Origin of the sequence: Albidovulum denitrificans (assembly GCF_002973535.1) — a bacterium.
GTDB lineage: Bacteria > Pseudomonadota > Alphaproteobacteria > Rhodobacterales > Rhodobacteraceae > Albidovulum > Albidovulum denitrificans.
On record NZ_PVEP01000009.1, the window covers coordinates 130099 to 153220 of the forward strand.

Genomic DNA, 23122 nt, shown 5'->3' on the forward strand with positions numbered 1-23122 from the left:
GTGCTCGCAGTGGCGCTTGCTCTGGGCGTCTTTGCCCTTGTGGGCGCGTTCATCTGGACTACGGTGCGCACGCTCGATCCGCGAGACACCGTTGCGGATCAGAGCGAGCCGACGGCCGAAGTGTCGGAAGTCCTTCCGGATGGTCGGATCGACGTCCAGGTCTATGCGCTCGGAAACCGGGACGTCCGTCTCGATATCCAGTTCACGCCGGATGCCGATGCCATCGAATCTGCCGCTATGCGGCCGGACGTGAACTTCGCGATGATGGAGATGCATATGGACGGCTTTGATCCGCCGCTTCAGTTAGTCGAGGCCGGGGTCTGGCGAGCAAATCTCAAGTTGCCAATGGCTGGACGGTGGGTGGTCAGTGTTGGCTTTGGCGAGGATCGCGCAGAGGTTGAATTTGATGCACAGTGACGGACCGACACAACAGGCAAGGCACGATGATACCCTGCACCGGGGGTTTCGCGGCATCGCCGTCGGCATCGCGATGTTCGCTGTCCTCGGGACGGTGACGGCAGTCTGGGCGAACCCCCTGTTCGTCCGCATGACTGCGGTTGGTCCGTGGGAGTTCGGGGCCACTGTCCTGACGGCACTCTTGGCCGGAGTGACGGTCGCGCTTTGGGTTCCCCGATGCCGGCTGCGGACATCCGGGGCAGGCGGTCTTGCGAGCTTCCTCGGGATCGCCTGTCCGACCTGCAACAAGGTGCTGATGCTGATCTTCGGTGGTCCGGCGCTGCTTGCATGGTTCGATCCCGTCCGGCCCTGGCTCGCGGCAGCCGGGGTCATCGTCATGGGCTATGCTGCCTTTCGCACCTGGCGCGCGTTTCGCGAGTCCCGATCTGACCTTCACATTGTCGGCGGCGTTGAAACTCCCATGACGGGAGGCCCGCAGTGACAGCGTCAACTGGTTTGCGGTCAGCGATGCGTGGGCTGGCCCGGAAAACGCTGGTCCGGCACACGCTCGTGGCCATTCTTGCGATGGGGCTCGTGCTGGGCTTTGCGGCGGTTCACGCGCAGTTCAGCCCGATGCATCGCTGGAACCGCGCCTTCGGGGATGCCTCGCTGGTGCTGATCGCGCTGTCGATGGGGTTGGGGCCGCTGACCCGCTTTCTGCGCGCATCGGTTCCGCTGCTGCCGTTCCGCCGTGAGATGGGAATCTATGCTTGCCTTCTGGTGATCGTCCACGCGGCGATCGTCCTCGTCGGCTGGGTCGAATGGGATCTGATGCGGCTTTTCGGGTTCGAATGGCATCCCGACCTCTTGGTCTATGTCATGTTCCAGCATGGTTTCGGACTTGCCAATGCCATCGGGATCGCGGCCCTCGTCCTCGCGGTGCTGCTTGCCGCCACGTCGAGCGATTTTGCGATGCGGCGTCTGGGACTGTCAGGCTGGAAGTTCTTGCAGATGGGCGTCCTGCCGATGTGGTGGCTGACCGTCGCCCATGTCGCCTACTTCCTCTTCATGCATTTCCTGAGCTTCCACCGGGCAACGCCACCGCCGAACCCGCTTCAGCCCTGGTTCGTCGGACTTGTGGTTCTGGTCCTTGGTCTGCGCGCGGCGGCCTACCTGAAGACCATCCGCGCCAAGGCCGCGTCCGAACTGCCGGGAGAGGAGGCAAGCCGTGCGTCGGTCTGAACGCGAACTCGCGCATGCGGCAAAGAAGACGACCCGGCGGTCCCTCCTGCTGGGTGGGGCGATGTCCTCGGTGGTCAGCGTTCTGGGCTTTCGGATGTGGCAACTGGGCGTCCGTGATGCCGAACAATACTACCTGCTGGCCGAAGAGAACCGGATCAGCCTGCGGCTGGTACGTCCCGACAGGGGGCGCATCTTTGACCGGGCCGGAAAGATTATTGCGGACAACGAACAGGCCTACCGCATCACGCTCGTGCGGGAGGAAGCACGGGATGTCGAAGATGTCCTCGAGAAGCTGCGTCTACTCCTTGGTTTAGACGAGGAAACACTGACCAAGGTCCGCGAGCAGACGGCCCGTGTGCGGGCCTTCGTTCCGATTACGGTAAAGGACCGGGTCACCTGGGACGAGCTTTCCATCGTGGCCTTGAACTCCCCCGTGCTTCCGGGCGTTCACCCCGAGATGGTCCTGTCCCGTGTTTATCCTTTCGGGCCCGATTTCGCCCATCAGGTCGGCTATGTGGGACCGGTCAGCGACAACGATCTGGAAAACGAGGCTGCCGACAATGAGCCACTGCTCCGCCTTCCCGATTTTGAAATCGGGAAGACCGGGGTCGAGCGCAGCCATGAACGCGCCCTGCGCGGCCTGCCGGGAACCCAGCGGGTTGAGGTCAATGTCTCCGGTCGCACGATGCGCGAGCTGGCGCTCGACCCTGCTACCTCGGGCCCCGACATGCAGGTCACCCTCGACCACCACCTTCAGAACTTCATGCGCGTCCGCCTTGAAGGGCAAAGTGCCGCCGCGATCGTGATGGACGTGACGAGCGGCGATCTTCTTGGCTGCACCTCGGCGCCGTCCTTCGATCCGAACCTCTTCGTCCGCGGGATTTCCAGCCGCGACTACGGCGCGCTCCGCGACAGCGAATTCCGCCCGCTCTCCGACAAGACGGTGCAGGGGGCCTATCCGCCGGGATCGACGATCAAGATGTCGAATGCGCTGGCCGCGCTGGAAACCGGGCTGATGGACCCGGAAGAGACTGTCGCCTGCAATGGCTATGTCGAGATCTCCGGCCGCAGGTTCCACTGCTGGAAGCGCGGTGGTCATGGCCGAGTGAACATGGTCGGCGCGCTGCGCGAGTCCTGCGACGTATACTTCTATGAGGTCGCGCAGCGCATCGGCATCGACGGTATCTTCGCGATGAACGACCGGCTGGGGCTTGGCCAGAAGTACGACCTTCCGCTGTCCGGCATGGCGCATGGCAACAACCCGTCGCGCGCTTGGAAGCAGGAAAGGTATGGGCAGGACTGGCTGATAGGGGACACCATCAATGCCTCAATCGGCCAGGGCTTCACGCTCGCCTCGCCGATCCAGCTTGCTACCATGACGGCGCGACTGGCGTCGGGGACCGCCGTTCTGCCGCGTCTGGTGCGGCCGTTTGGCGGGCAGGACCAAGACAATCCTGATCCGGCCCCACTCGGTCTGTCGGCCGAAGCACTGGCCATCGTGCGACAGGGCATGTTCGAGGTCTCGAACCACGAGCGCGGGACGGCCTATGCCTCGCGCATCGCCGATCCGGCGCAGGCGATGGCGGGCAAGACTGGAACGAGCCAGGTCTTCTCTATCACCGCAGCTGAGCGGGCCGCAGGCGTCCGTTCGCAGGACGAGCTGCCGTGGAACCGTCGAGATCACGGGCTGTTCGTGGCCTTCGCACCGTATGATGCGCCCCGCTTTGCCGTCACGGTCGTGGTGGAGCACGGTGGCGGCGGGTCAACGGCCGCCGCGCCAATTGCGCGCGACATCATGCTGTTTGCGCAGCATGGCGGCTTGCCCCCCGAGGACGCCTATCCGACATCGCAGAGGGCGCGCGTGCGGGAGGACCTGGCTCTCTTGTCCGAACGCATCCTGCCGCCGGACGGCACGACGGCTACGGTGAGCCGGACATGATGCACTGGCTCAGAAGGGCGTGCTCCCTTAGCGTTCTCGGAGTCGCCGTCGCCGCAACCCCCTTTGTACTTTCGTCGGTTCCAGCCCGTGCGTTTTTTCACGACACGCCCGACATCGAAGGTGGGCGTGCCATTTACGCGGCCAGATGCGCCTCCTGCCACGGTGCCAATCTGGAAGGGCAGCCGGACTGGCAGTCGGCGAGGGAGGACGGCACCTATCCCGCGCCGCCCCACGACGAAACCGGCCACACCTGGCATCATGGGGACGCGATGCTGCGGGACTACATCCGCCGCGGGGGGCAGGCGGTGCTGGACGATATGGGGGTCGACTTCACCTCCGGCATGCCTGGGTTTGGCGACGAGCTGACCGAAGACGACATCGAAGCCGTCCTCGCCTATATCCGGTCAACCTGGCCCGACCGCATCCGCGCCGCGCAGGCTGAACGTAGCCAGTTGGAAGCAGGTTCGCCTTGAAGCCGCAAGCAGGTCCGCCGACCTCCCGATTTCCGCTTGCCTCTCTAGGAACTAGAGGGTGCAGACCGCCTGAAACTCTTTATCCGTCACACAAGGCACTTCTCATGCGCGTCACGTCAAGCCTGCTTGCCATCACTCTCGTCTTCGCTCCCGGCCTTTCCCCGGCGCAGGAGATTACCGAGGACCGGATCAGGGAACTGGTCGTCGAAACCTTGCGCGAGAACCCGGAGCTTGTGCTCGAGTCGCTTCAGACGCTGGAGGCACGCCAAGCAGAGGCCCAGGCCGCCGCTGCCGCCGCGACCCTGGCTGACGAGCGCACCCTGCTGGAGCGCGACCCCAACGCGCCGGTCCTCGGCAACCCGGAAGGCGACGTGACGGTGGTGGAGTTCTTCGATTACAACTGTCCCTACTGCAAACGCGCGATGCCTGAAATCGACGCCCTGCTGGCCGAAGACGGAAACATCCGTCTTGTGCTTCGGGAGTGGCCCATACTCAGCGAAGGGTCAGCGATCGCGGCGCGGGCCGCTTTGGCCGCGCGGAAGCAGGGCAAGTATGCCGAATTGCACAATGCGTTGATGGGCGCACGCGCCAAGTTGGAGGAACAGTCGGTGCTGCGGATCGCGGGCGAGGTCGGGCTCGATGTCGAGCAGCTCAAGGCCGACATGCAATCGCCCGAGGTCGAGGAGCATATCGCCACGTCTATGCGACTGGCCGAGGCGCTCGGCTTCAACGGCACGCCGTCTTTTGTGGTAGGCGACCAGCTGATCCCCGGTTTCGTCGAGAAGGCGCAGCTTGCCGAAGCGGTGTCAGCGGCACGGGCTGTCGAATGAGTGCCCGTATCCCACGCCTTCCTGTTATCCTTCTTTGGCGGCCCTTCCCGGTCAGAGTGACGGTCTTGGGCAGGATCGGAAAATCCGTCCTCGTGGCCGCGGTGTGGATCGGCCTTGCAGGGTTTGCTTGGGCGCATTCGTTCACCGTGAGCCTTCTGGTCGTCGGCGAGAACGTCGAGGAAAACCTTGCAGAGGCCGTCCGCGGTTTCCTGCTGGCAGCGGACGAACGGGACGGGCACGCCAACGAAACGTCCGACGGGCATCTCGGCGGGGTTGATGTGCAGATCTTGCCGCTTCCACGAGATGCAGCCGGGCTGGTCGAAGGCCTGTTCGGCACGCCCGACGAGCCGACCGATGTCGTGATTGTCCTTGGCCCCGAACCTTTGGCCAGCGATGCCGCGCGTGCGTATCGGTCGGCAACTACGGTCTTGCAGCAGGCCGTTCCGCCGGACGGGTGGGACAGTGACGACGGAACCGACAGTTTCGTGTCGCGCTATCGGGTCGCTTATGGCGCGACGCCTGGTGTGATGGCGGCAACGGGGTATCATGCGGCTCGCAGGCTCGACGTCGCGATCAGACCTCTGGACGGTGTGGTCCCGCAAGACGCGCTGGAAGACGGCTGGCGATCAACCGCCTCCGGTCTGCCCTGGTGACCAAAGCACCAACAGTGCCAGGCGTCATTGGCACTGGACAGACCTCAACCGGCTGATCGAGATCAGGCTGCGGCGTAGCTCGTGAAGACACTGCCGCTGCCGTCCGTGCCGACGAGGATGACGTCATAGGCCTCGCGCTCGGTCTCGGGGCCCATGCCCGGCGACCCGTAGGGCATTCTGGGAACGGAGAGGCCGACGGCAGCAGGGCGTTCAGCCAAAAGCCGCCGGATGTCGGCAGCGGGCACATGCCCCTCGACCGTGTAGTCGCCGATGGTGGCGGTGTGGCATGAGGCGAGGGTCTCGGGAATGCCGCGCTCGCGCTTGAACGCCTCAAGCTCCTCGATGCTGCGTTCCTCGAAGGTCACGCGAAAGCCGCTGTCGCGTAGATGTCCGATCCACCCGTTGCAGCAAGGGCAGCCTGGATCCTTGACGACGTGGATGCTTTCGTCACCCCCGGCAAGGGCCGGGGTTGCCGCAATTGCGGTCAGCCAAGGAACAGCGGCGAGAACCGTGCGCCGGGACAATGTCATGATGTCGGCCTTTCAATGAGACTCTTCTGCAACCATAGCTCCGGGCGCATGAATTCGCGAGCAAAGTCTGGTGAACCCGGCCACCGATCACTGAAATGCTACTCTAGCCGCGGATCCCCGGCCTGGACCAGCAGAACGCCATGGTTCTCGTCGGCGTCATCGTCGGTGATTGTCCGTGTGGCGACGCCAGGCAACTCGGCAAACGCCTGCATCATCCGCTTCGGATACCAGGTCATCGGCAGACTTTCAAAACCGGGCACGCCGTCGAGCACCCGCGACAGCGCGATGGTGCAGTTCGCCTTCGGCACCGCGCCATAGGCCATCGCCCGCTGCATGATCAGTGCCGCGACCTCGGGCGAAACCTCGACGGTCTGTTCAACCACGTCGTAGGTCTCGCGGGCGTGGTAGTCGATGTAGAAATCCACCATCTTCGGGGTGATCCCGTAGTGTACGTCGTTGCGTTCGGGCAGCCGGGGATGCCGCCAGGTGCCAGCCGGATCGAACAGCACGCGCTGCGATCCGTTGATCAGCAGGCCCGCATGAGCACCCGCTCCGCTGCGTGTCGAGAGTACCGTGTAGAGCGTGACCGAGGTCGGGCCGGGATGTTCGTAGCGCGCGGCGGCCACGGCCTCATCGGGTGCCCAGATCGGCTCGGCGCCGCAGGACGCCAGGCCAAGGATTGCCGCAAGGGCGAGGAGAAGCTTTTTCATCGAGTCGCTGTCCCGCGTTTTTTTTGCAGGTTCCGCGCAATTGCGATGGATACCAGTAAACTCTGCGACAGTGCGACGGAGGATTTGGAAACGCGGCATTGATGCCGCAGACATTCGAGGCCGGGTGCCGATCAGGGACACCGAACTGTCAGGTGACGGGAGCAGCCAATCCTGATAGATACATAAATCATGGCTTTGTCGTCGTTTCGCATGCGTGTCCTGATCCTCGCCGCCTATATGCTCGCGGCGATCCTGCCCGTACTGGCACTGGGCGAAAGACGGCAGCAGTCCCAGGACGACCATGCACAGATGATGGCCATGGCCGGTCATCTTGCGCAGATGCCCGGGATGGGCGGTGCGGACGACGTGACCCAACAGTTGCTCTGTCAGCAACACTGCATGTTCGCCACAGCGGCCTTTCCTGCGCCGGATCGGGTAGCGGAAACTGTCGCGCGGTCCTCCGATGTGGAGGCTAACGTCGACACCCTTCCCACCTCGCTGGCCATTCCGCCTCCAGGACCGCCTCCCAAGGTCGCCGTGATCTGAGCCTGCGGTTCCGGCATTCGCCGGAGACCGTTTGTCCAATTCACGACGCGATACAGGAGAACTCGCATGTCGCTACTTTCTCGCCGCGGCTTTCTGGCCGCTTCTGCGGCCACGGCTGCTTCACTGATGCTTCCCGCACGGGTCCGGGCCCAGTCCGGCCGAATGTCGCTGACCGCCGCCACCCGCACGATCGACGTGCGGGGGAGGGCCGCAACCGTCTGGGGGCTTCTGGACGGCGCTGGCCGGTCCGGCCTTGTCCTCGATCCTGGCCAGGCTTTCGCCGTCGATCTGACCAACACGCTTGGCGAGGCGACGATCATCCACTGGCACGGGCAGATTCCGCCGAACGCGCAGGACGGCGTCCCCGACCTGCCGATGCCGGTCCTTCAACCCGGCGAAACCCGGGCCTACGATTTCGCGGCGCGACCGGGCACGCACTGGATGCATGCCCACATCCCGGCGCATGAGATGATGCTGCTTGCAGCACCTCTGGTCGTGCGGCGTCCCGAGGACGTTGCTGCCGACCGGCAGGAGGTGACGCTGTTCCTGCACGACTTCGCGTTCAAACCGCCCGCCGAGGTCCTGGCAGAGATCACCGGCGGTGCATCCATGGCCGGAATGGACCACGGCCAGATGGGGCAGGGCGGCATGGACCATTCCGGAATGGACATGGGTGCGATGGGTCAGGGGGACATGATGGCGATACCGGGCATGGACGGCATGGCGATGGACCTGAACGACTACAACTTCGACGCCTATCTCGCCAACGACCGCACACTGGACGACCCCGAAGTGGTTCAGATCGACAAGGGCGGGCGGGTCCTTGTCCGTATCATCAACGCTGCGGCGGCGACGGTTTTCTGGATCGATACCGGCATCCTGCCGGGGCGGCTGGTAGCGGTCGATGGCGAGCCAGTGCAGCCCCTGCCCGGCAGCCGCTTTGGCGTCGCAATGGGCCAGCGGCTGGACGTCGAACTGGATGTGCCGAGTGATGGCGGGGCCTTCCCGATCCTTGCCCTGCGCGAAGGTGCCAAGGAAAGGACGGGTGTCATCCTTGCCACGCCGGGCGCGGCGGTGACCAGGATCGCCGAGATGTCGGAGGCCGACCATCCCGCCTTCAGCGGCGATCTGGCGCAGGAGGCCGCCCTGCGCGCCGTCACCCCGTTGCCCGAACGCGCGCCAGCCTCGCAGCCGATGCTGATGTTGGGCGGCTCAATGATGCCCTATATTTGGACGATCAACGGGCAGACCTGGGGCACCCACGTTCCCGTCACGGCGAAGACCGGCGACCGGGTCGAGATCATGTTTCACAACATGTCGATGATGGCGCATCCGATGCACCTGCACGGCCACGCCTTCCAGGTGGTGGGTATCGGCATGGACCGGATCGCGGGGGCGGTGCGCGACACGGTGCATGTGCCGCCGATGGGCATGGTGACGGTTGCGGTGGACGCGGGCGAGGTGGCGCGGTGGATGCTGCACTGCCACCACATGCCGCATCTCTCGACCGGCATGATGACCGAGTTCGCGGTGTCGGCCTGACGCACGCCCGGACCCGCAGCCTGTATGCGGGTCCGGGCCCTTTCCCGGAGAGAGCGGACCCATGCCAACACTTATCGGCCGCCGTGCCGTCCTTGGTGCACTCGCCGCGCCCTTCCTTGCAGGGTCTGCCGAGGCTCGCCCACCCTTCCGGCTGCTCAAGGATCCGCAACCGCTGCTGTCTCCGCCGATCCTTGACGAAGCTGGCACTACGCGGAAACTCGACGACTTCGCCGGCCGGGTGATGCTCTTGAACATCTGGGCGACCTGGTGCCCGCCCTGCAGGGAAGAAATGCCGACACTTGACCGGCTCCAGTCCCGGCTGGGCGGTGCGGATTTCGCGGTGCTGCCGCTGTGCATCGACGACGCGGGGATCGGCAGGGGGCGACGCTTCTACGACGAGATCGGCATCGTCGATCTGCCGCTCTATTGGGCCGAAGCCCTTCGGGTTCAGCTAGCCCTTGCCTTCATCGGCCTGCCGACAACCCTTCTGATCGACCGGCAGACCCGGGAGATCGGACGCCTTCAAGGTCCGTACGCATGGGACAGTGAGGACGCCGTTGACCAGATCGTCGGTGCCCTCTGAGGGATAAGTCGGTGTTGGTCGAAGACCGTCTGCCAAAGATCGGACCCCGGGCGGATGTGATTTCAGGCCGCAGGATAGCTGGTGAAAATCTCCAGTTCTCCATCGCGCCGGATCAGCAGCACGTCGTAGGCATCGCGGCTGTCCTCGGACCCCATCCCGGGCGAGCCGTAGGGCATGTCGGGCACCGCAAGTCCGACCGCATCGGGGCGTTCGGCCAGCAGCCGCCGGATGTCTGCAGCAGGAACATGGCCTTCAAGCGCATAGCCGTCGACCACACCCGTATGGCAGGAGAAGGCCTTCGCCGGGACGCCTTGGTCCATCTTGAAGCGGATCAGCAGCGTTCCCATCGACACTTCGTCCGTCACGGTGAAGCCTTGCGCGCGCAGGTAATCGACCCAGGCTTCGCAGCATTCACAGCCGCGTCCCTTGACGACATGGATCGGTGGTTCCGCTTGCGACCAGGCGGCACGCCCTTGGAGCGCGACGCCCGCCGCTGCCGCAAGCATCAGGTTGCGGCGTCCGATGTGGTGTCCGCTCATCCCTGATCCCCTTCAACCAAAGCTGCAAAGCCCGTCTCGCGGCGCCAGGTCGCCAGCGCATCAAGATCCTGCGCCGAAGCAATCTCGCGTTCCGGCAGTGCTTCGCGGTCCGTCGGATCGACCGGCCGACCGTCAACGCGCACCTCGTAGTGCAGGTTCGGGCCGCTGACGAGGCCCGTCGCGCCAACGGCACCGATGCTGTCACCGGCCTTGACCCGCGTGCCTTCCCGCACATCTTCGGCAATCTCGGACAGATGGGCATAGCGTGTCACAACCCCGCCGCCGTGGTCGATGTCGATGGTCAGGCCATAGCCCCGGATCGTACCGGCAAAGACGACGCGCCCTGCGCCGGTGGCCGAGACTTCGGTTCCGACCGGAGCGGCATAGTCGATCCCGGTATGCATCCGCACGCCCCCAAGAACAGGGTGGTTGCGTCGCCCGAAGACGGAAGACAGCCGGGCACCGAGGATCGGCGCGGCGGACCGCTGCACGGCTTCCCCGTCCTCGAACACGATGACGGGACCTGCTGCATCCGTGGCGACGAGTTCAAGTACCCGGTCTGCAAGTTCCAGTCGCGCATAGTTCAGCCGTGGCTCGCCCGCGATGCTGCCGTCAGGAAGCTGGTCTTCCTGCCAGACCAGTGCAAAAGTTTCGCCGCCCTGCAAGTCGCGCCGGAAGTCGACCTGGCCCGCGAGGAGCGCAGTCAGGTCCACGGCGAAGCGTTCCGGCGCGTTGCGCGCAACGAGGGCTTCGTAAAGCGTGCCGTCAAGCACAAGCGTTTCCCGCCGGTCCGTTTCACGGATTGGCGGATCAAGCCGCGCGGCTCCAACGGGGCCGTCGAAGGTCAGCACAATCTCGACGCCATCTTCCACGAAGAGCGACATGCGTGTCAGGCTCGCCGGATCGCCCGATGTGGCCGTCCACTCGATGCGATGGCCTGGCCGCAGGTCGGTGAGGTCGTAAACCCCCGCGAGAGCCAAGGCGGCCTCTGCCCGGATCCCGGCAGGGACACCCGCATGACCGAGCACACTGTCGAGCGTGTCGCCGGAGGCAATCGTCGCTTCGAACACGGCGGGAAGATGCGCGGTCGGCGTGTCGGCTGCAGCCTGCAACGGCACGAGGGAGGCGGCGGCAAGGACTATGAGGGCAGAGCGGATCATCTGGCAGAATGACCTTTCAACTGAGGGTTCGGCGGATCTTCGGAACGGCAAAGCGCCGGTCCTCGTGGAAGTCGATGATGCTGGCAAAGCGTCCGTCCGGGTGGAACAGGAACACACCGGCGGTGTGGTCCATCGTGTAGTCACCATCGTCCCGCGGCACGCGCGCGTATTTCACCCGGAAATCGGCGGCAGCTTTCTCGACCTGTTCGGCGGACCCTGTCAACCCGATGATGCGCGGATCGAAGTTGCTCACGTAGTCGGCGAGGGCCTCCGGCGTATCGCGGTCGGGGTCGACCGTGATCAGGGCCACGACCAGCCGGTCGGCGTCGGGCCCCAGTTCCTCAAGCCAGAGCGAGATGTCGTTTAGTGTCGTCGGACAGACATCCGGGCACCAAGTGAAGCCGAAGAAGGCCATGACCGGGCGACCGACCCAGTCCAAAGGCCTGACGGGTTGTCCGCGGTGGTCAGTGAGATCCCAGTCCATGTCACCGACAGGCAGGGGCAACAAGGCGTTCCCGCGCTGCCGGTCACGTGTCCGCCACGCGCCAACCCCCAGCATGAAGGCGACAGCCGCGCCTGTGGCCCCCAGGCCTAGGATCACTGCCCGGCGTCGCTGCAATCCGGACCCTCCGCGCGCAGGGACAGCACGTCGGCATCGACCGTCACGTCGCCCGCATTCTCGAAGGTCAGGGTGACGGGGAACCGGTCACCCTCCTTCAGCGCTGTGGCCAGACCCATCAGCATGCCGTGGTAGGCGCCGGGGGACAGCGCCACGGTCTCGCCCACCGGAACCGGGATCGACATCGCGTGCGGCATTGAAGCGATGCCGTCGGTGACGACGGTCTCGTGAAGCATCGGCATGGTCGCGGCCGGCGTCGTGATGCCGATAAGGGCGTCGTCTGTGCTACCTCCGTTCGTGATCTCGACATAGAACACCGCCGGGCGATCCGCGCCAATGGTCGCCTTGGACCAGGCGTGTTCTATGGTGAGGTCGCCGACCGTAAACGTCCCGCAGGCGAAGGCGGCAGGGGCGGCGAGGAGCAGGGCCGTGGAAAGGAACAATGATTTCATTTGTCAGAATCTCGATCTGAGGTCGGAAAGGATTTCGGCGGCTGGCGTGCCGTAGGCGAACTGCCTCAGCCATACGCCGTCAGGGCCGATCAGGAACAGGCCGGGACTGTGCGACATGGTGTAGCCGTCCGCGACCGCTGCGTCGGCCTCACGGGCGAAGTAGATCTTGAAGCTCTCGGCCGCAGCCTCCGTGTCCGCATCAGTGCCCGCAAGCCCGAGGATCGCCGGGTGAAACGCCTCGGTATACTCCCGAAGGCCGAGCCGCCGGTCCCGCACCGGGTCGATGGAAACGAAGATGGGCTGCACCTTCGCCGCATCTGGCCCGAGATCGTCCATCACCTGCGCGACCTCGGATAGGGTGGTGGGGCACACGTCCGGGCAATTGGTGAAGCCGAAGAAGACCAGCAGGAACTTGCCACGAAACTCTTCCGATGTCCGCTGCGTCCCCTCGCTGTCCGCAAGCGAGAAGGACGGGGAAAAGGCCGCGTCCGCAACGTCTTGCATCCCGGCAGATGACCAGCGCAGCGCGAAGAACGCCACGGTCGCCACAATGGCTGCGGTCCAGAGGATGATTTGCAGATTCCGAAGGCGCATTCAGAAGTCCCAAGCTTTGTAGTAGGCGGTCTAGAACCTTGAGCAACTAGAGGTTCAAGTCGCAACCATCCCGTCCACATCCGGCAGGCGGGCTTTCGCCTATCCATGCGGGACCAGAAAACGCGCCAGCGCGATACCGATAAGCACACCGACGAGGCCGAAGGCAATCCCATAGCCGACTCCGTACTGCAGACAGTCGAGCCGCTTGCCTCCGCGCCTTCGGGCGACAAGCACCCCCCAGACGAAGCCCGCGAGGGCGAAGACGGGTCCAATCATGCGACGCCCCTTTTCTGTGAGCTCGTGGGCCTGGTCCGCCGGAGCAGGCCATATCCGGTCCAGCTTGCGACCAGCATTGCCAGCGGCATCCAGTCCCCGAAACGGGCATAGAGGGTTGCGCGAAGCGGCCTCGGCAGACGTGCGTCGATGATTCCCTGTTCGCCGAGCTCGAGAAAAGCCGTGACGCGCCCGAACGGGTCGACCACCGCCGAGATTCCGGTGTTAGCCGCGCGAACCAGCGGCAAGCCTTCTTCGACCGCACGCATCCGCGCCGAGGCGAAGTGCTGCCATGGTCCGATCGAAGTGCCGAACCAGGCGTCGTTGGTCGCGTTGAAGATCCAGTCGGGCCGTATCGCGTCATCGACCACATGCCCGGGGAAGATGATCTCATAGCAGATCGCAACGCCGGGAAACGGGAAAGGGCCGAAAGCAAGAGTCGCGGGTCCGGGGCCGGGCGAGAAGTCGCCAAGTGACTGAACGATCCGCGGGAACGGCAGAAGCCCGCGCCAGGGCACATATTCGCCGAAGGGGACGAGGTGATGCTTCGCATAGCGAGCCAGGACGCCGCCGTCCGATCCGATGGCAAGGACCGCGTTGTGATAGACTGCGTCTGTACCGGCGAGTTCCCGCTCCGGGCTGCCGGTCAAGAGCACGGCGCGATCCGGCAGAAGCCAGCCGATCACCGCTCTTGCCCCCGGATCTTCGGCAAGAAACCCTGGCCAAGCAGTTTCTGGCCACAAGAGCAGGTCGAACGCACCGGGCCGGGCCGAGAGGAACAGGAGCCGCGCGATGTTGGCGTTGCGCGCAGCCGGGTCCCACTTCGCGCTCTGTGGGATGTTCGGCTGGACGATGCGAACCTCCCGTCCTTGGCCGGTGTCCGCCGACAGAAGCGCAACGCGAAGGTATCCGAACATGGCCAAGGCCAACATCGTTGCTGCAGCCACCCCAAGATATGCCCGACGGCTTTCCCGCGCCGGGCCGCCCATCGCATGTCCGATGCTGGCCGCTGCCAGGACGAGGACGAACCCCAGTCCGTAGCTGCCCAAGACCGAGGCCGCTTGGGCAAGAATGGTCCAGTCGGCCAGTGCATAGGCGGCAAGATTCCAGGGAAAACCTGTGAGCACATGACCACGTAGCCATTCAGCGATTGTCCAGGCGGTGGCAAGCGACAGGGCAGGCGGCAGGCCCGCTCGCGCCAGCTGCGCCGCCAAGGCGCAGGACAGCGCGGGGAAAACCGAGAGAACCGCAGCAAGACCTAGGACGGCGGGCAGCGCCAGTCCGCCGAAGCGGTCGGCCTCGACCTGAAAGCTCTCGGTGATCCAGAACAGCCCCGGCACAAACTGGCCAAGACCGAACGCAAAACCAATGAGCATGGAAGATGTGCCAGTTGCCGCGCGCAGCAGCAGTGAAAGAGCCGCGAAGGACAGTAACGCGAAGGGCAGGAGCGAGAAGGGGGGCAGCGCCAAGACAAAGACGGCACCAGAGATCAATCCAATTGGTAGCCAGATCGCTACGCGCGGTCCTTCCGATCCGACGAACAAGGGTCCATCAAGGTCGATCAACAGCCGTGCCCCCCGAACGTGAGCGAAGACGATAAGTGCTCAAGTGGGTAGAGGTGCAATGGCTGTTTCTTGCGTTCACGCTCTTGTCAGATCTGCCCCCATCGTGGCGCATTCCTTGCGACCAGCGAGCTCCTTTGCAAAGGGACCAGCATTCTGACATACGTCTGTCGCCATCTATTCTCCTTGTACCGACTCCTTCACGCAGACTTGAATGGACATGGGAGGCCATTCTCACGTCCAATTCCGTGTTTGTCGTGCGCGGCAAACCTCGCTGCCCTCAATTGAGCTGAAAGCAGACAACATGTCGACCCGACGGCATTTCCTGAAGATGACTTCCGCTCTCTTCTCCGCGCCACTTGTGACCCCGGCTTTCGCGGCCTCTGATCTTCAGGGCCAGTGGGCAGCCTGGGATGCGCAGGTGACACCCCCGGGCTATGTTGCGGCTACGACCAATCCATGGGGCCTGCATCCGCGGCTGCTTCCGGTCCGCGTCGAGGCTCGCGCCGGGCTGACGCCAGGCGACATCCATGTCGATGCGATCGCGCGCTATCTCTACCACATCCAGCCTGACGGCACTGCGATGCGCTATGGCGTCGCCATCGGGCGGTCCGGGCTCTACGAGCCGGGCATCTATACGATTGGCCGCAAGGCCAAGTGGCCAAGGTGGACTCCCACACCACAGATGATCGAGCGCGAACCCGAGACCTACGCGCAGTATGCCGACGGCATGGATCCCGGTCCTGGCAATGCGCTCGGGTCGCGGGCGCTCTACTTGTTCCTCGGTAGCCGTGACACCTATCTGCGCATCCACGGCACGCCATTTCCGCGGTCCATCGGCAGCCGGGCCAGTTCCGGCTGTGTGCGCATGGTTATGCCGCACATCATCGATCTCTACGACCAGGTTCAGACCGGAGTGACGGCACATCTGTATCCGGCCGAAGAAGGCAACGTGGAGCTGACGGCCTGAACATGATTGCGGGTAAGAGCAAGGAATTCAGTTCGCGAACTCCGAAGGCAGGGCGTTTCCCCCGCACGGTCGGTGCTGGGCGATCCGCGGTGCTGGCGATCGCCTTGATGATGCTCTCAGCCTGTGTGGCACCGGTCGGAGGGATCGGCGACGAGCCGTCGCGCTTCCTGCAGGAGCTGCCCGAGGGCGTGATGGCCATCGCCGCACCCTACCAGAACCTGCGCGCAGTGGTCTTGCAGCCCGAGGACGGCTGCTACTGGTACGAGCACGTCGGCCCGGTTGAGACGACCATGCTGCCGCTCCGTACGGCGGAAGGTCGTCCGATCTGCACCGCTACGGAAAACCGTCCTGCCACAACCGGCTGAGCGCGCGAAAAATGGTCAGTTGCCCCAGTTCGCCGATGGTCAAACCTTGATCAGTGCCGCCGTCACATACATAAATGCAATCCCGCCGAGGAAGCCGCCGAGGACAGCAGGAGAGTACAGGATCGCCTGCCGGTCGCTGTTCTGGCGTTGAAGATAGGCCGTGACCTCGACCATGACCTGCAGGATCGCCCCGGCGCCGACCGCAAGCGCGAAAGCCGACCATTGCGGGGCGTAGGCAAGGCTACCGGCCCAGATCCCAAGCACGGCGGGTCCCCCGGCAAGCAGCGTCAGCGCGGCAAAGCTCCAGAGCGGAGGGCGGATGCGCAGCATGGGTGCTGCGATGCCGATGCCTTCGGTCACGTTGTGCAGCGCAAAGCCGAGAACGAGGAAGGTGCCGAGGCCCGCCGCACCAGCAGCGAAGGCGCCACCGATGGCCAGCCCTTCGCCGAAATTGTGCAGCCCGATGCCGAGCGCGATGTAGAACGCCAGCGCCAGCCCCTCGGGCCGTCCGCGCCAGCGCCCGATGGCCATGAGGAGAAGGAAACTCGCGAGAGCCGACAGCCAGACCATGGCCGATCCTTGGAACAGCGCGGCTGCCTCAGCCGCGAGTTCGGTGGCCTCGCCCATCATGTCGAGGAGCAGGAAGGCCAGCATGCCGACGGTCAGCGCCAGCACGAAGTTCATGCCGGAAGTGCCGAAGCCGCGCATCGCCGGGTAGAACATCAGCCCGAGGGCGACAGGCAGCAAACCGACCAGCGCGCCGACCAGCGCCTGTAACTGAAGCTGCCCCCCGGATGCCTGCGGCGTGGGCACGGCAACAGCGATTTCGTGCCCGAACACAGTGCCGGTGTTGGTCACGAGGGCCACTTGATGCGCCTCGCCCAGCACCCACGGGTAGGGGATCTGCACCCAGACGGCACTGCCGCGCGCAATCGGTCCCGACGGGTCCTGCGTGAAGGTCCAGTAGGCGTCATCGACGGCAACCTGCGCGATCTGCATCGCCTCCGACCCGCCCGCACGCACAAGAACCTGGATGCCGGTGCTGTCGAGGATCGTCCGCTCGACGGTGAGCGACTCGACCGGTGGGGCACCGTTGTTGAAGCCGCGCAACGGATCGAGCGAGGCGATCAAGACGAAAGACACCAGAATGGCCGCCAGAGGCAGGAACACCAGCAGAAGCCGGATCAGCGGGGAACGGGTCGGTTGGCTCTGGTCGCTCATGCCCCCGGCCCCCGCACGTCGAACATGCCGACCCAGCCCAGCTCGGTGAACTCGGATTGATGGGCGTGGAACATGTACATGCCGTCCTCATGGTCGGCGAAGCTGAACTCGAGGATGCCGCGCTGCGCCTGGCACTGCATGATCAGATCGACCGTGCGCAGGGTCGGCGTCAGCTGCGTGCCAGTGTCGTAGTAGTCGAAGAAATTCGCGTGCAGGTGGAACGAGTTGATCGGGTCGAACTCGGTCACGTTGACGAGGTAGATGCGCACGGGCCGGGTCTTGTCGATCGGGATCGGCACGTTCATGTAGGCCTGCCCCACGGTGTTGACCGCATAGACTTCGTTCCCACCGTCGAAATTGGTGTCGAAGGCGTTCATCACCATCGCCAGCTCCTGCCAAAGGGCATTTTCGGGGCTGCCCAGAACGCGTGACGCAGCAACGGCAGCAAGCGCGGGGTCGGTCTGCCGGGAAGGGTCGGGGTCGATCACGAACAACCCGTACATGCCCTTGTGCATGTGCCGCTTCAGCGGCAGGGCGTGGCAGTGGTAGAGGTGACAGCCGAAGGGTTTGGCATCGAACTCATAGACGAACTCTTCGCCGGGGCCGATCAGTCCTGCACCGGGAACACCGTCCATCCGCGCAGAGTGAATGCCGTGGAAGTGCATCGAATGCGGGTGCGAGCCGAAGTTGCGGAAGATGATGCGCAGCTTCTCGCCTTCCTTCGCCCGAAGGGCAGGGCCGGGGACGCGGTTGTTGTAGGTCCAGGCGGGAAAGAAGATGCCGGGGGCGATCTCGATTTCCTTGTCGTAAGCCTCGACCTCGAAGGTGCGCAGGGTGCGGCCGTCGGGCAGAAGCTCGGTCGTGCCGGTGTCCCAGTCCGTCAGCATGGCCGTGGGGTCGAAGCCGTTGCGGGCATGATCGACAGAACCCAGGGTGGTCATGTTGCCATGCGCCATGCCGGGCATCGGGGCGGCATAGGGATCGGCCGACATCGCCGACATGTCGTGTCCGGCTATCGGGTCGGGCGCGGTCTGGGAACGCGCGGTTCCCGCGACAATTGCAGCGCCGCCTGCGGCCACGAGTCCGCCGACCAGCAAAGCGCGGCGCGACGGGTCAACCGAAGTGTCTTGGTCGGCAGGCATGGAATGAGGCTTTCCCGGCGCGCACAAAAGGCGTGGCGCGAAATGTTAGCCAAGGCTAACAATCTGCCCGGCGCGTTTGCTTGTCAACGGGGTTCGTGCAAGACTGCGCCGACAATGAACGATGATCCACATCACACACTGTCGGCCACCAGTGATGACCGCTCTCCCGACCTGCGCGCGGAGGCTTTTCAGGGCGTGCGCGCCGCGCGTAGCCGCGAGTTGGCAGAGGATTACGTCGAGCTGATCGCCGAACTGATCCACGCGCAGGGCGAGGCGCGCCCCGTGGACATCGCCACCCGGATGGGCGTGACGGCACCGACCGTCGCCAAGACGCTTGACCGGCTCGCCCGCGACGGCCTGATCACCCGGGCCAAGTATCGGTCGATCTTCCTCACGGAAGAGGGTAGGGCGCTGGCAAAGGAGTGCCGCCACCGGCACGACATCGTTCTGCGGTTCCTGCTTAGCCTCGGGCTCGACCCCGAGACGGCCGAGCGGGACGCCGAAGGGATCGAGCATCATGTAAGCGAGCGGACGCTCGAGCTTTTCGCGGCCTTTGTCGCCCGAAGCTGACCGGTGCGGGTCAGGTGCCCTCTATGGCAAGGCGGACATCCTCGAAGAACTTTTCACCCGAGACGATCTCAAGCTTCTTGCCTTGCAGGTAGAAGGTGGGCGTCTGGTTCACACCAAGCGCTTCCACATCCGCCATGTCCTGATTGATCGTGGCCGTGATCCCGGGGAACATCTTGTCGGTTTCCGCTTTGGCCAGATCCAGCCCGACGGCGCCCGCGGCTTGCCACGCGATTTTCATGTCCGGACCGTCGTGCAGCGCCCATTCCGGCTGTTTCTCAAAGATTGCGTCGAGCACCTGCTCGAACTTGCCTTGCATCCGCGCCACCTCGAGGATGCGCGCGGCTTCATCCGACCCTTTGTGGAACAGAGTGTAGCGCAGGACCACCCTGATCTGGGTCGGAAATTGGCGGCGTATTTCTGCGATGATCGGATGGAACGCCCGGCAGGCCTCGCAAGAGGGATCGAAGAACTCGACCAGCGTGACGGGGGCATCGACCGGGCCAAGGATGGGCGAATGGGCGCGCACCAGAAGCGAGTCGTCCACTGCGGGGGCGGTCGCAGCGTCGGCTTGCGCCTCGGCCTCGCGGCGGCGGGTCAGGAATACGGCACCACCGCCGAAGGCGGCAAGTCCAAGGGCGGAAGCCCCGATCAACACAGTGCGGCGGTTCATGTGCGGTTTCCTTTCGGCAGGATGAGACAGGCAAGGATCGCGGCAAAGGCGGCCAGCGAAAGGTAAGGGATGGGTACGCCCAGGATCATCTGCGCCTCGCCGGTGCAGGACGGGCCGTTCTGGGTGCAAGGCACGATGGGCGCAGGAAGAATGCCAGCGTAAAGCCCGGAGTGCCAGGCGGCCAGCGCCAGACCCGCCAGCACCAGCGGCAGGGCATAAAGCCATGCGCTGCCATCCCCGCGCCACAGCGACAGGCCAAGGATCGGCACCAGCGGGAACATCGCGATGCGCAGATACCAGCACAGGGTGCAGGGCATCTGTCCCAGCACCTCGCCGATGAACAACGCGCCAAACGTGGCCCCCAAGGCGATCAGGAAAGCGAGCGTAAGCACCAGATCGTCGCGAGACAGCGCCTGTTCATCAGTTCTGGTCAAGAGCAGGCTCCTTGCTGCGGCGTGACGGAAGCGAGGCCACAAGAATGAACAGCGCCCCAAGCGTGATGGCGATATCGGCACCGTTGAAGGTGGGCCAGTGCCAATCCTGCCAGTAGAGATCGAGGAAGTCGGTGACGGCCCCCTGCCGCAGCCGGTCGATGATGTTGCCAAGGGCCCCGCCAACGATCAGCGCCAGGCCTGCCTTCTCGAACGGGTGGCGTGCCCGGAACGCCATGACGGCAAACATCAGCGTCAGTGCGCCGGTCAGCGCCGCCATCAGCAGGGGCTTGCCTGCCATGACGCCGCCCATCATGCCAAAGCTGGCGCCTTCGTTGAACCCGAGGGCAAGATTGAAGCCCGGAAAGACCGGAACCGCCATCCCCCGGGAAAGCAGCGACAGCGCCGCGACCTTGGTCAACTGGTCCACCAGTAATGTGGCGGCGATAAGGAAAATCAGCTTTGTTCGGGTCATGGTTCAGCCTTGCGGTTGATGCCGATCCAGCGCGGGACCGATGCGGCGTATCGGTCATAGTCCGACCCGATTGCCGCGCGCAAGGCGGCCTCTTCCGAACGGATCTGCGTGCTGGCGGACCACAGGAACAGGATCGGCGCAAGGACCGTCGGTGCAGAGGGGACTGCCAGCGCGACCCCTGCCAGCAACGCCGCCTGTCCGACGAAGGTCGGGTTGCGGCTGAAGCGGTAGAGCCCGCCAGAGACGAGATCGCCGGTCTCGCCGCCGACCACGCCAACACGCCAGGACGACCCCATCGACATCTGCGCCGCGAAAGCCACCATCGCGCCAAGGCCTGCGACAAGGACCCCGATCAGGCCAAGGATGACGGCGTGCCCCTCGGTCCAGAGCGGATCGGTCTTGTGAAGCAGGGGTATCGCAAGCCAGACCAGCGGCCCGAAGAAAGCGATCGCAAAAGCCGCACGGAATCCCATGGCGGCCAGCCGGTCGCGCCCCTTTGCCCGCGAAAACAGCCAGACAGACCGGCCCGCAGACTGCGCTGCCACCGCGCTCCCCCAGAAGAACATCGCAAGATAGCCGAACAGAAGGGCCAGCGCGGCGCAGCCAAAACCCGAGATCATCGAGTCACGCCTCGCGTTCCGGGTTGAACCGCAACAGGCGCAGCGCGTTCAGCGTCACCAGCACGGTCGCCCCGGTATCAGCCAGGATCGCAAGCCAGAGGCCGGTCAGCCCCAAGACGGAAGTCATCAGGAACACCGCCTTCAGGCCAAGCGCGATGGTAACGTTCTGGCGGATGTTGGCCATTGCGGCCCGCGACAGCCGGATCACCGCCGGGATGTCGGTCACCCGGTCGCGCAGGATAGCCGCATCGGCGGTTTCCAGCGCCACATCGGTCCCGGACCCCATCGCCACGCCGACATTGGCCTGCTTCAGCGCGGGCGCGTCGTTGATCCCGTCGCCAATCATCATCACGCCGCCCTCGTCGTGCATCGTCTTGATGAACTTCAGCTTGTCCTCGGGCATCATGTCGGCTTGGAACTCCATCCCCAGGCCCCCCGCGATGGCCGCCGCCGTGCGCGGGTTGTCCCCGGTCAGGATGACTGCGCCGACCCCCATGGCCTTGAGTTGGCGCACCGCGTCCTTGGCGTCGTCGCGCGGTTCGTCGCGCATGGCGATCAGGCCGAGCGGGGTCTTCGCGCGGAACACTGCCACGGCCGTCTTGCCCTCCTCCTCGAACACCGTCGCCTTCCGCAGGCCAAGGCCCTCCAGCCCGCCAAGCTCCATCGCATAGCGCGGCGAGGCGACCCAGGCCGGGGCATCACCGACCGTTGCGACCACGCCCTTGCCCATCAGCGCCTTGGCATCCTTCGACGCCAGCGCCTCGACCCCGGCCTCCTTCGCCTTGTTCAGGATGGCGACGGCAAGCGGGTGGCTCGATCCGGTCTCGACCCCGGCGGCAACGGCCAGCAGTTCGGCCTCGGTCGTGGTGCCGAAGGTGACGACATCGGTGACCTTGGGGCGCCCATGCGTCAGCGTCCCGGTCTTGTCGAACGCGATGCGGCTGACCTTGGACGCCGCTTCGATGACGACACCGCCTTTCATCAAAAGCCCGCGCCGCGCGCCCGTCGACATCGCCGAGGCGATAGAGGCGGGGACCGAGATGACCAGGGCACAGGGGCAGCCGATGAGAAGCAGCGTCAGGCCGCGATAGACCCACGTGTTCCAGTCCGCGCCAAAGGCCAGCGGCGGCACCAGGATCACCAGCACCGACAGCGCTACGATCAGCGGCATGTACCAGCGGCTGAAACGGTCAATGAAACGTTCGGTCGGCGCGCGCGCCTCCTCGGCCTCTTCCACCAGCCGGATGATCCGGGCGATGGTGTTGTCTTCCGGCCCCTTGGTCACTTTCACCCGCAGGACGGCCTCGGTGTTGATCGAGCCCGCGAAAACCGTGTCGCCCGGCCCCTTGTTGACCGGCACGCTTTCGCCCGTCACCGGGCTATCGTCGACGCCGCTGTTGCCTTCGGAAATCTCGCCATCCGCCGGGATGCGGTCGCCGGGACGGACAAGGACGGTCTGCCCGACCGCCAGGCTGGCTGCCGGGACGTCCTGCGGCTTGCCGTCGATCTCCAGAAGCGCGGTCTTGGGCACGAGGTTTGCCAGCGCCCGGATCCCGTCCCGCGCCTTGCCCGCCGCCACGCCCTCCAGCACTTCGCCCACAGCGAACAGGAACACGACCAGCGCCGCCTCCTCGGCCGCGTCGATGAACAGGGCGCCGATGGCGGCAACCGTCATCAGACTTTCGATGGTGAAGGGCTGGCCCATCCGCAGCGCGGCGAAAGCACGTTGTGCGACGGGGGCGACACCGATCAGGCAGGCGGCGACGAAGGCCCATCTGCCGATCTCCGGCGCCAGATACTCGATGATCCACGCCGCACCCAACAACAGGGCAGTGAAGATTACAAGCTTACCCTTGCCGGTCTGATACCAGCGCTTGCCCCGATCGGCGGGGTCATCATGGACATGGCCTGGGCTGCCGTGGCCGGAATCGTCGCTCTTTGCGCTGGCCGTCGCTGCCGGACCGTGGTCGTGCCCTGCATGATCGTGGCCATCGTCGCGGCTGTGGTCCGCGGCG

28 protein-coding genes are annotated in these 23122 nt (G+C 64.9%); 13 read left to right on the forward strand and 15 right to left on the reverse strand.

Translation table 11 applies throughout. The annotated features are described in order from the left end of the window. The 7 genes from LX70_RS17000 to LX70_RS17030 all read left to right on the forward strand — a co-directional run bounded on the left by LX70_RS17000 (position 1) and on the right by LX70_RS17030 (position 5533). On the forward strand, positions 1–417 hold the full coding sequence (locus LX70_RS17000) for a FixH family protein (protein ID WP_105515989.1): 417 nt from the start codon (positions 1–3) through the stop codon (positions 415–417). Then, positions 407–898 (forward strand): hypothetical protein, encoded by a 492-nt coding sequence (locus LX70_RS17005; protein ID WP_105515990.1) that lies wholly within the window; start codon positions 407–409, stop codon positions 896–898. Before LX70_RS17000 ends, LX70_RS17005 begins: the two co-directional genes overlap by 11 nt. A gap of 26 nt (positions 899–924) precedes the next feature. Then, complete coding sequence (locus LX70_RS17010; protein ID WP_170076241.1) at positions 925–1638, forward strand: ferric reductase-like transmembrane domain-containing protein; 714 nt, start codon at positions 925–927, stop codon at positions 1636–1638. After that, a complete protein-coding gene (gene mrdA / locus LX70_RS17015) occupies positions 1625–3577 on the forward strand; it encodes a penicillin-binding protein 2 (protein WP_105515991.1) in 1953 nt (650 codons plus the stop codon). Before LX70_RS17010 ends, mrdA begins: the two co-directional genes overlap by 14 nt. After that, positions 3574–4050, forward strand: a complete 477-nt coding sequence (locus tag LX70_RS17020; protein WP_165053279.1) for a c-type cytochrome — start codon at positions 3574–3576, stop codon at positions 4048–4050. Before mrdA ends, LX70_RS17020 begins: the two co-directional genes overlap by 4 nt. A 104-nt stretch (positions 4051–4154) precedes the next feature. Then, the gene (locus LX70_RS17025) at positions 4155–4880 is read left to right on the forward strand and encodes a DsbA family protein (protein WP_105515992.1); all 726 of its coding nucleotides are present in this window, start codon (positions 4155–4157) and stop codon (positions 4878–4880) included. A gap of 65 nt (positions 4881–4945) precedes the next feature. Beyond that, positions 4946–5533: a hypothetical protein gene (locus LX70_RS17030; RefSeq protein ID WP_105515993.1), complete on the forward strand. Its 588-nt coding sequence runs from the start codon at positions 4946–4948 to the stop codon at positions 5531–5533. A 62-nt stretch (positions 5534–5595) separates the two neighbouring features. On the opposite strand, the gene LX70_RS17035 is transcribed toward LX70_RS17030, so the two are convergent. Together LX70_RS17035 and LX70_RS17040 are read right to left on the reverse strand one after the other, a co-directional pair. Then, entirely contained in the window at positions 5596–6063 is a 468-nt protein-coding gene (locus LX70_RS17035) for a DUF411 domain-containing protein (RefSeq protein WP_105515994.1), read from the reverse strand. A gap of 98 nt (positions 6064–6161) precedes the next feature. Then, positions 6162–6773, reverse strand: coding sequence for a hypothetical protein (locus LX70_RS17040; RefSeq protein ID WP_105515995.1), 612 nt, complete (start codon positions 6771–6773; stop codon positions 6162–6164). Between the two features lie 189 nt (positions 6774–6962). On the opposite strand from LX70_RS17040, the gene LX70_RS17045 reads away from it, so the two are divergent. The 3 genes from LX70_RS17045 to LX70_RS17055 all read left to right on the forward strand — a co-directional run bounded on the left by LX70_RS17045 (position 6963) and on the right by LX70_RS17055 (position 9444). Then, complete coding sequence (locus LX70_RS17045; RefSeq protein ID WP_105515996.1) at positions 6963–7319, forward strand: hypothetical protein; 357 nt, start codon at positions 6963–6965, stop codon at positions 7317–7319. 66 nt (positions 7320–7385) lie between these two features. Next, positions 7386–8861 carry a multicopper oxidase family protein gene (locus LX70_RS17050; protein WP_105515997.1) on the forward strand — a complete coding sequence of 492 codons (1476 nt, stop codon included), beginning with the start codon at positions 7386–7388 and terminating at the stop codon, positions 8859–8861. A gap of 61 nt (positions 8862–8922) precedes the next feature. Continuing rightward, positions 8923–9444 (forward strand): TlpA family protein disulfide reductase, encoded by a 522-nt coding sequence (locus LX70_RS17055; protein WP_088217531.1) that lies wholly within the window; start codon positions 8923–8925, stop codon positions 9442–9444. A 62-nt stretch (positions 9445–9506) separates the two neighbouring features. Here the strand turns inward: LX70_RS17055 and LX70_RS17060 are convergent, their stop codons facing one another. The 6 genes from LX70_RS17060 to lnt form a co-directional block, all read right to left on the reverse strand. Continuing rightward, entirely contained in the window at positions 9507–9983 is a 477-nt protein-coding gene (locus LX70_RS17060) for a DUF411 domain-containing protein (protein WP_035714060.1), read from the reverse strand. Then, on the reverse strand, positions 9980–11143 hold the full coding sequence (locus LX70_RS17065) for a M23 family metallopeptidase (RefSeq protein WP_051911392.1): 1164 nt from the start codon (positions 11141–11143) through the stop codon (positions 9980–9982). The genes LX70_RS17060 and LX70_RS17065 overlap by 4 nt, the downstream gene beginning before the upstream one ends. Before the next feature lie 16 nt (positions 11144–11159). After that, positions 11160–11702, reverse strand: coding sequence for an SCO family protein (locus LX70_RS17070; RefSeq protein WP_170076242.1), 543 nt, complete (start codon positions 11700–11702; stop codon positions 11160–11162). Between the two features lie 38 nt (positions 11703–11740). Beyond that, positions 11741–12214, reverse strand: a complete 474-nt coding sequence (locus LX70_RS17075) for a copper chaperone PCu(A)C (RefSeq protein ID WP_105515999.1) — start codon at positions 12212–12214, stop codon at positions 11741–11743. A gap of 3 nt (positions 12215–12217) precedes the next feature. After that, on the reverse strand, positions 12218–12808 hold the full coding sequence (locus LX70_RS17080) for an SCO family protein (protein ID WP_105516000.1): 591 nt from the start codon (positions 12806–12808) through the stop codon (positions 12218–12220). A gap of 272 nt (positions 12809–13080) precedes the next feature. Then, complete coding sequence (gene lnt / locus LX70_RS17085) at positions 13081–14646, reverse strand: apolipoprotein N-acyltransferase (protein ID WP_241699904.1); 1566 nt, start codon at positions 14644–14646, stop codon at positions 13081–13083. 301 nt (positions 14647–14947) lie between these two features. On the opposite strand from lnt, the gene LX70_RS17090 reads away from it, so the two are divergent. Both LX70_RS17090 and LX70_RS17095 read left to right on the forward strand, forming a co-directional pair. After that, the gene (locus LX70_RS17090; RefSeq protein WP_035714072.1) at positions 14948–15613 is read left to right on the forward strand and encodes a L,D-transpeptidase; all 666 of its coding nucleotides are present in this window, start codon (positions 14948–14950) and stop codon (positions 15611–15613) included. An 89-nt stretch (positions 15614–15702) separates the two neighbouring features. Then, positions 15703–15978 (forward strand): hypothetical protein, encoded by a 276-nt coding sequence (locus LX70_RS17095; RefSeq protein ID WP_035714143.1) that lies wholly within the window; start codon positions 15703–15705, stop codon positions 15976–15978. A 39-nt stretch (positions 15979–16017) separates the two neighbouring features. Here the strand turns inward: LX70_RS17095 and LX70_RS17100 are convergent, their stop codons facing one another. Both LX70_RS17100 and LX70_RS17105 read right to left on the reverse strand, forming a co-directional pair. After that, positions 16018–17199 carry a ZIP family metal transporter gene (locus LX70_RS17100; RefSeq protein WP_105516001.1) on the reverse strand — a complete coding sequence of 394 codons (1182 nt, stop codon included), beginning with the start codon at positions 17197–17199 and terminating at the stop codon, positions 16018–16020. After that, positions 17196–18200: a multicopper oxidase domain-containing protein gene (locus LX70_RS17105; RefSeq protein ID WP_088217532.1), complete on the reverse strand. Its 1005-nt coding sequence runs from the start codon at positions 18198–18200 to the stop codon at positions 17196–17198. The genes LX70_RS17100 and LX70_RS17105 overlap by 4 nt, the downstream gene beginning before the upstream one ends. Before the next feature lie 255 nt (positions 18201–18455). On the opposite strand from LX70_RS17105, the gene mntR reads away from it, so the two are divergent. Beyond that, entirely contained in the window at positions 18456–18911 is a 456-nt protein-coding gene (mntR, locus tag LX70_RS17110; RefSeq protein WP_051911394.1) for a manganese-binding transcriptional regulator MntR, read from the forward strand. A 10-nt stretch (positions 18912–18921) separates the two neighbouring features. Here the strand turns inward: mntR and LX70_RS17115 are convergent, their stop codons facing one another. The 5 genes from LX70_RS17115 to LX70_RS17135 all read right to left on the reverse strand — a co-directional run. After that, the gene (locus tag LX70_RS17115) at positions 18922–19581 is read right to left on the reverse strand and encodes a DsbA family protein (protein WP_035714079.1); all 660 of its coding nucleotides are present in this window, start codon (positions 19579–19581) and stop codon (positions 18922–18924) included. Next, complete coding sequence (locus tag LX70_RS17120) at positions 19578–20015, reverse strand: disulfide bond formation protein B (protein WP_245885120.1); 438 nt, start codon at positions 20013–20015, stop codon at positions 19578–19580. Before LX70_RS17120 ends, LX70_RS17115 begins: the two co-directional genes overlap by 4 nt. Next, positions 20002–20487: a signal peptidase II gene (lspA, locus tag LX70_RS17125; RefSeq protein WP_035714081.1), complete on the reverse strand. Its 486-nt coding sequence runs from the start codon at positions 20485–20487 to the stop codon at positions 20002–20004. The genes LX70_RS17120 and lspA overlap by 14 nt, the downstream gene beginning before the upstream one ends. Then, positions 20484–21107, reverse strand: a complete 624-nt coding sequence (locus LX70_RS17130; protein WP_105516002.1) for a methyltransferase family protein — start codon at positions 21105–21107, stop codon at positions 20484–20486. The genes lspA and LX70_RS17130 overlap by 4 nt, the downstream gene beginning before the upstream one ends. A gap of 4 nt (positions 21108–21111) precedes the next feature. Then, positions 21112–23122, reverse strand: a 2011-nt coding sequence (locus tag LX70_RS17135; RefSeq protein ID WP_105516003.1) for a heavy metal translocating P-type ATPase, incomplete at its 5' end; no start/stop codon positions are given.

What these genes read in the sequence shown, in the direction of transcription:
- LX70_RS17115 (WP_035714079.1), bottom strand. Translation starts at nt 19,581, where the DNA reads ATGAACCGCCGCACTGTGTTGATCGGGGCTTCCGCCCTTGGACTTGCC.
- LX70_RS17065 (WP_051911392.1), bottom strand. Translation starts at nt 11,143, where the DNA reads ATGATCCGCTCTGCCCTCATAGTCCTTGCCGCCGCCTCCCTCGTGCCG.
- LX70_RS17090 (WP_035714072.1), top strand. Translation starts at nt 14,948, where the DNA reads ATGTCGACCCGACGGCATTTCCTGAAGATGACTTCCGCTCTCTTCTCC.
- LX70_RS17040 (WP_105515995.1), bottom strand. Translation starts at nt 6,773, where the DNA reads ATGAAAAAGCTTCTCCTCGCCCTTGCGGCAATCCTTGGCCTGGCGTCC.
- LX70_RS17050 (WP_105515997.1), top strand. Translation starts at nt 7,386, where the DNA reads ATGTCGCTACTTTCTCGCCGCGGCTTTCTGGCCGCTTCTGCGGCCACG.
- LX70_RS17035 (WP_105515994.1), bottom strand. Translation starts at nt 6,063, where the DNA reads ATGACATTGTCCCGGCGCACGGTTCTCGCCGCTGTTCCTTGGCTGACC.
- LX70_RS17080 (WP_105516000.1), bottom strand. Translation starts at nt 12,808, where the DNA reads ATGCGCCTTCGGAATCTGCAAATCATCCTCTGGACCGCAGCCATTGTG.
- LX70_RS17020 (WP_165053279.1), top strand. Translation starts at nt 3,574, where the DNA reads ATGATGCACTGGCTCAGAAGGGCGTGCTCCCTTAGCGTTCTCGGAGTC.
- LX70_RS17100 (WP_105516001.1), bottom strand. Translation starts at nt 17,199, where the DNA reads ATGAGCGACCAGAGCCAACCGACCCGTTCCCCGCTGATCCGGCTTCTG.
- lspA (WP_035714081.1), bottom strand. Translation starts at nt 20,487, where the DNA reads ATGACCCGAACAAAGCTGATTTTCCTTATCGCCGCCACATTACTGGTG.
- LX70_RS17060 (WP_035714060.1), bottom strand. Translation starts at nt 9,983, where the DNA reads ATGAGCGGACACCACATCGGACGCCGCAACCTGATGCTTGCGGCAGCG.
- LX70_RS17010 (WP_170076241.1), top strand. Translation starts at nt 925, where the DNA reads ATGCGTGGGCTGGCCCGGAAAACGCTGGTCCGGCACACGCTCGTGGCC.
- LX70_RS17055 (WP_088217531.1), top strand. Translation starts at nt 8,923, where the DNA reads ATGCCAACACTTATCGGCCGCCGTGCCGTCCTTGGTGCACTCGCCGCG.
- LX70_RS17045 (WP_105515996.1), top strand. Translation starts at nt 6,963, where the DNA reads ATGGCTTTGTCGTCGTTTCGCATGCGTGTCCTGATCCTCGCCGCCTAT.
- LX70_RS17070 (WP_170076242.1), bottom strand. Translation starts at nt 11,702, where the DNA reads ATGCTGGGGGTTGGCGCGTGGCGGACACGTGACCGGCAGCGCGGGAAC.
- LX70_RS17025 (WP_105515992.1), top strand. Translation starts at nt 4,155, where the DNA reads ATGCGCGTCACGTCAAGCCTGCTTGCCATCACTCTCGTCTTCGCTCCC.
- LX70_RS17130 (WP_105516002.1), bottom strand. Translation starts at nt 21,107, where the DNA reads ATGATCTCGGGTTTTGGCTGCGCCGCGCTGGCCCTTCTGTTCGGCTAT.
- LX70_RS17005 (WP_105515990.1), top strand. Translation starts at nt 407, where the DNA reads ATGCACAGTGACGGACCGACACAACAGGCAAGGCACGATGATACCCTG.
- LX70_RS17105 (WP_088217532.1), bottom strand. Translation starts at nt 18,200, where the DNA reads ATGTCGGCGATGTCGGCCGATCCCTATGCCGCCCCGATGCCCGGCATG.
- LX70_RS17075 (WP_105515999.1), bottom strand. Translation starts at nt 12,214, where the DNA reads ATGAAATCATTGTTCCTTTCCACGGCCCTGCTCCTCGCCGCCCCTGCC.
- mntR (WP_051911394.1), top strand. Translation starts at nt 18,456, where the DNA reads ATGAACGATGATCCACATCACACACTGTCGGCCACCAGTGATGACCGC.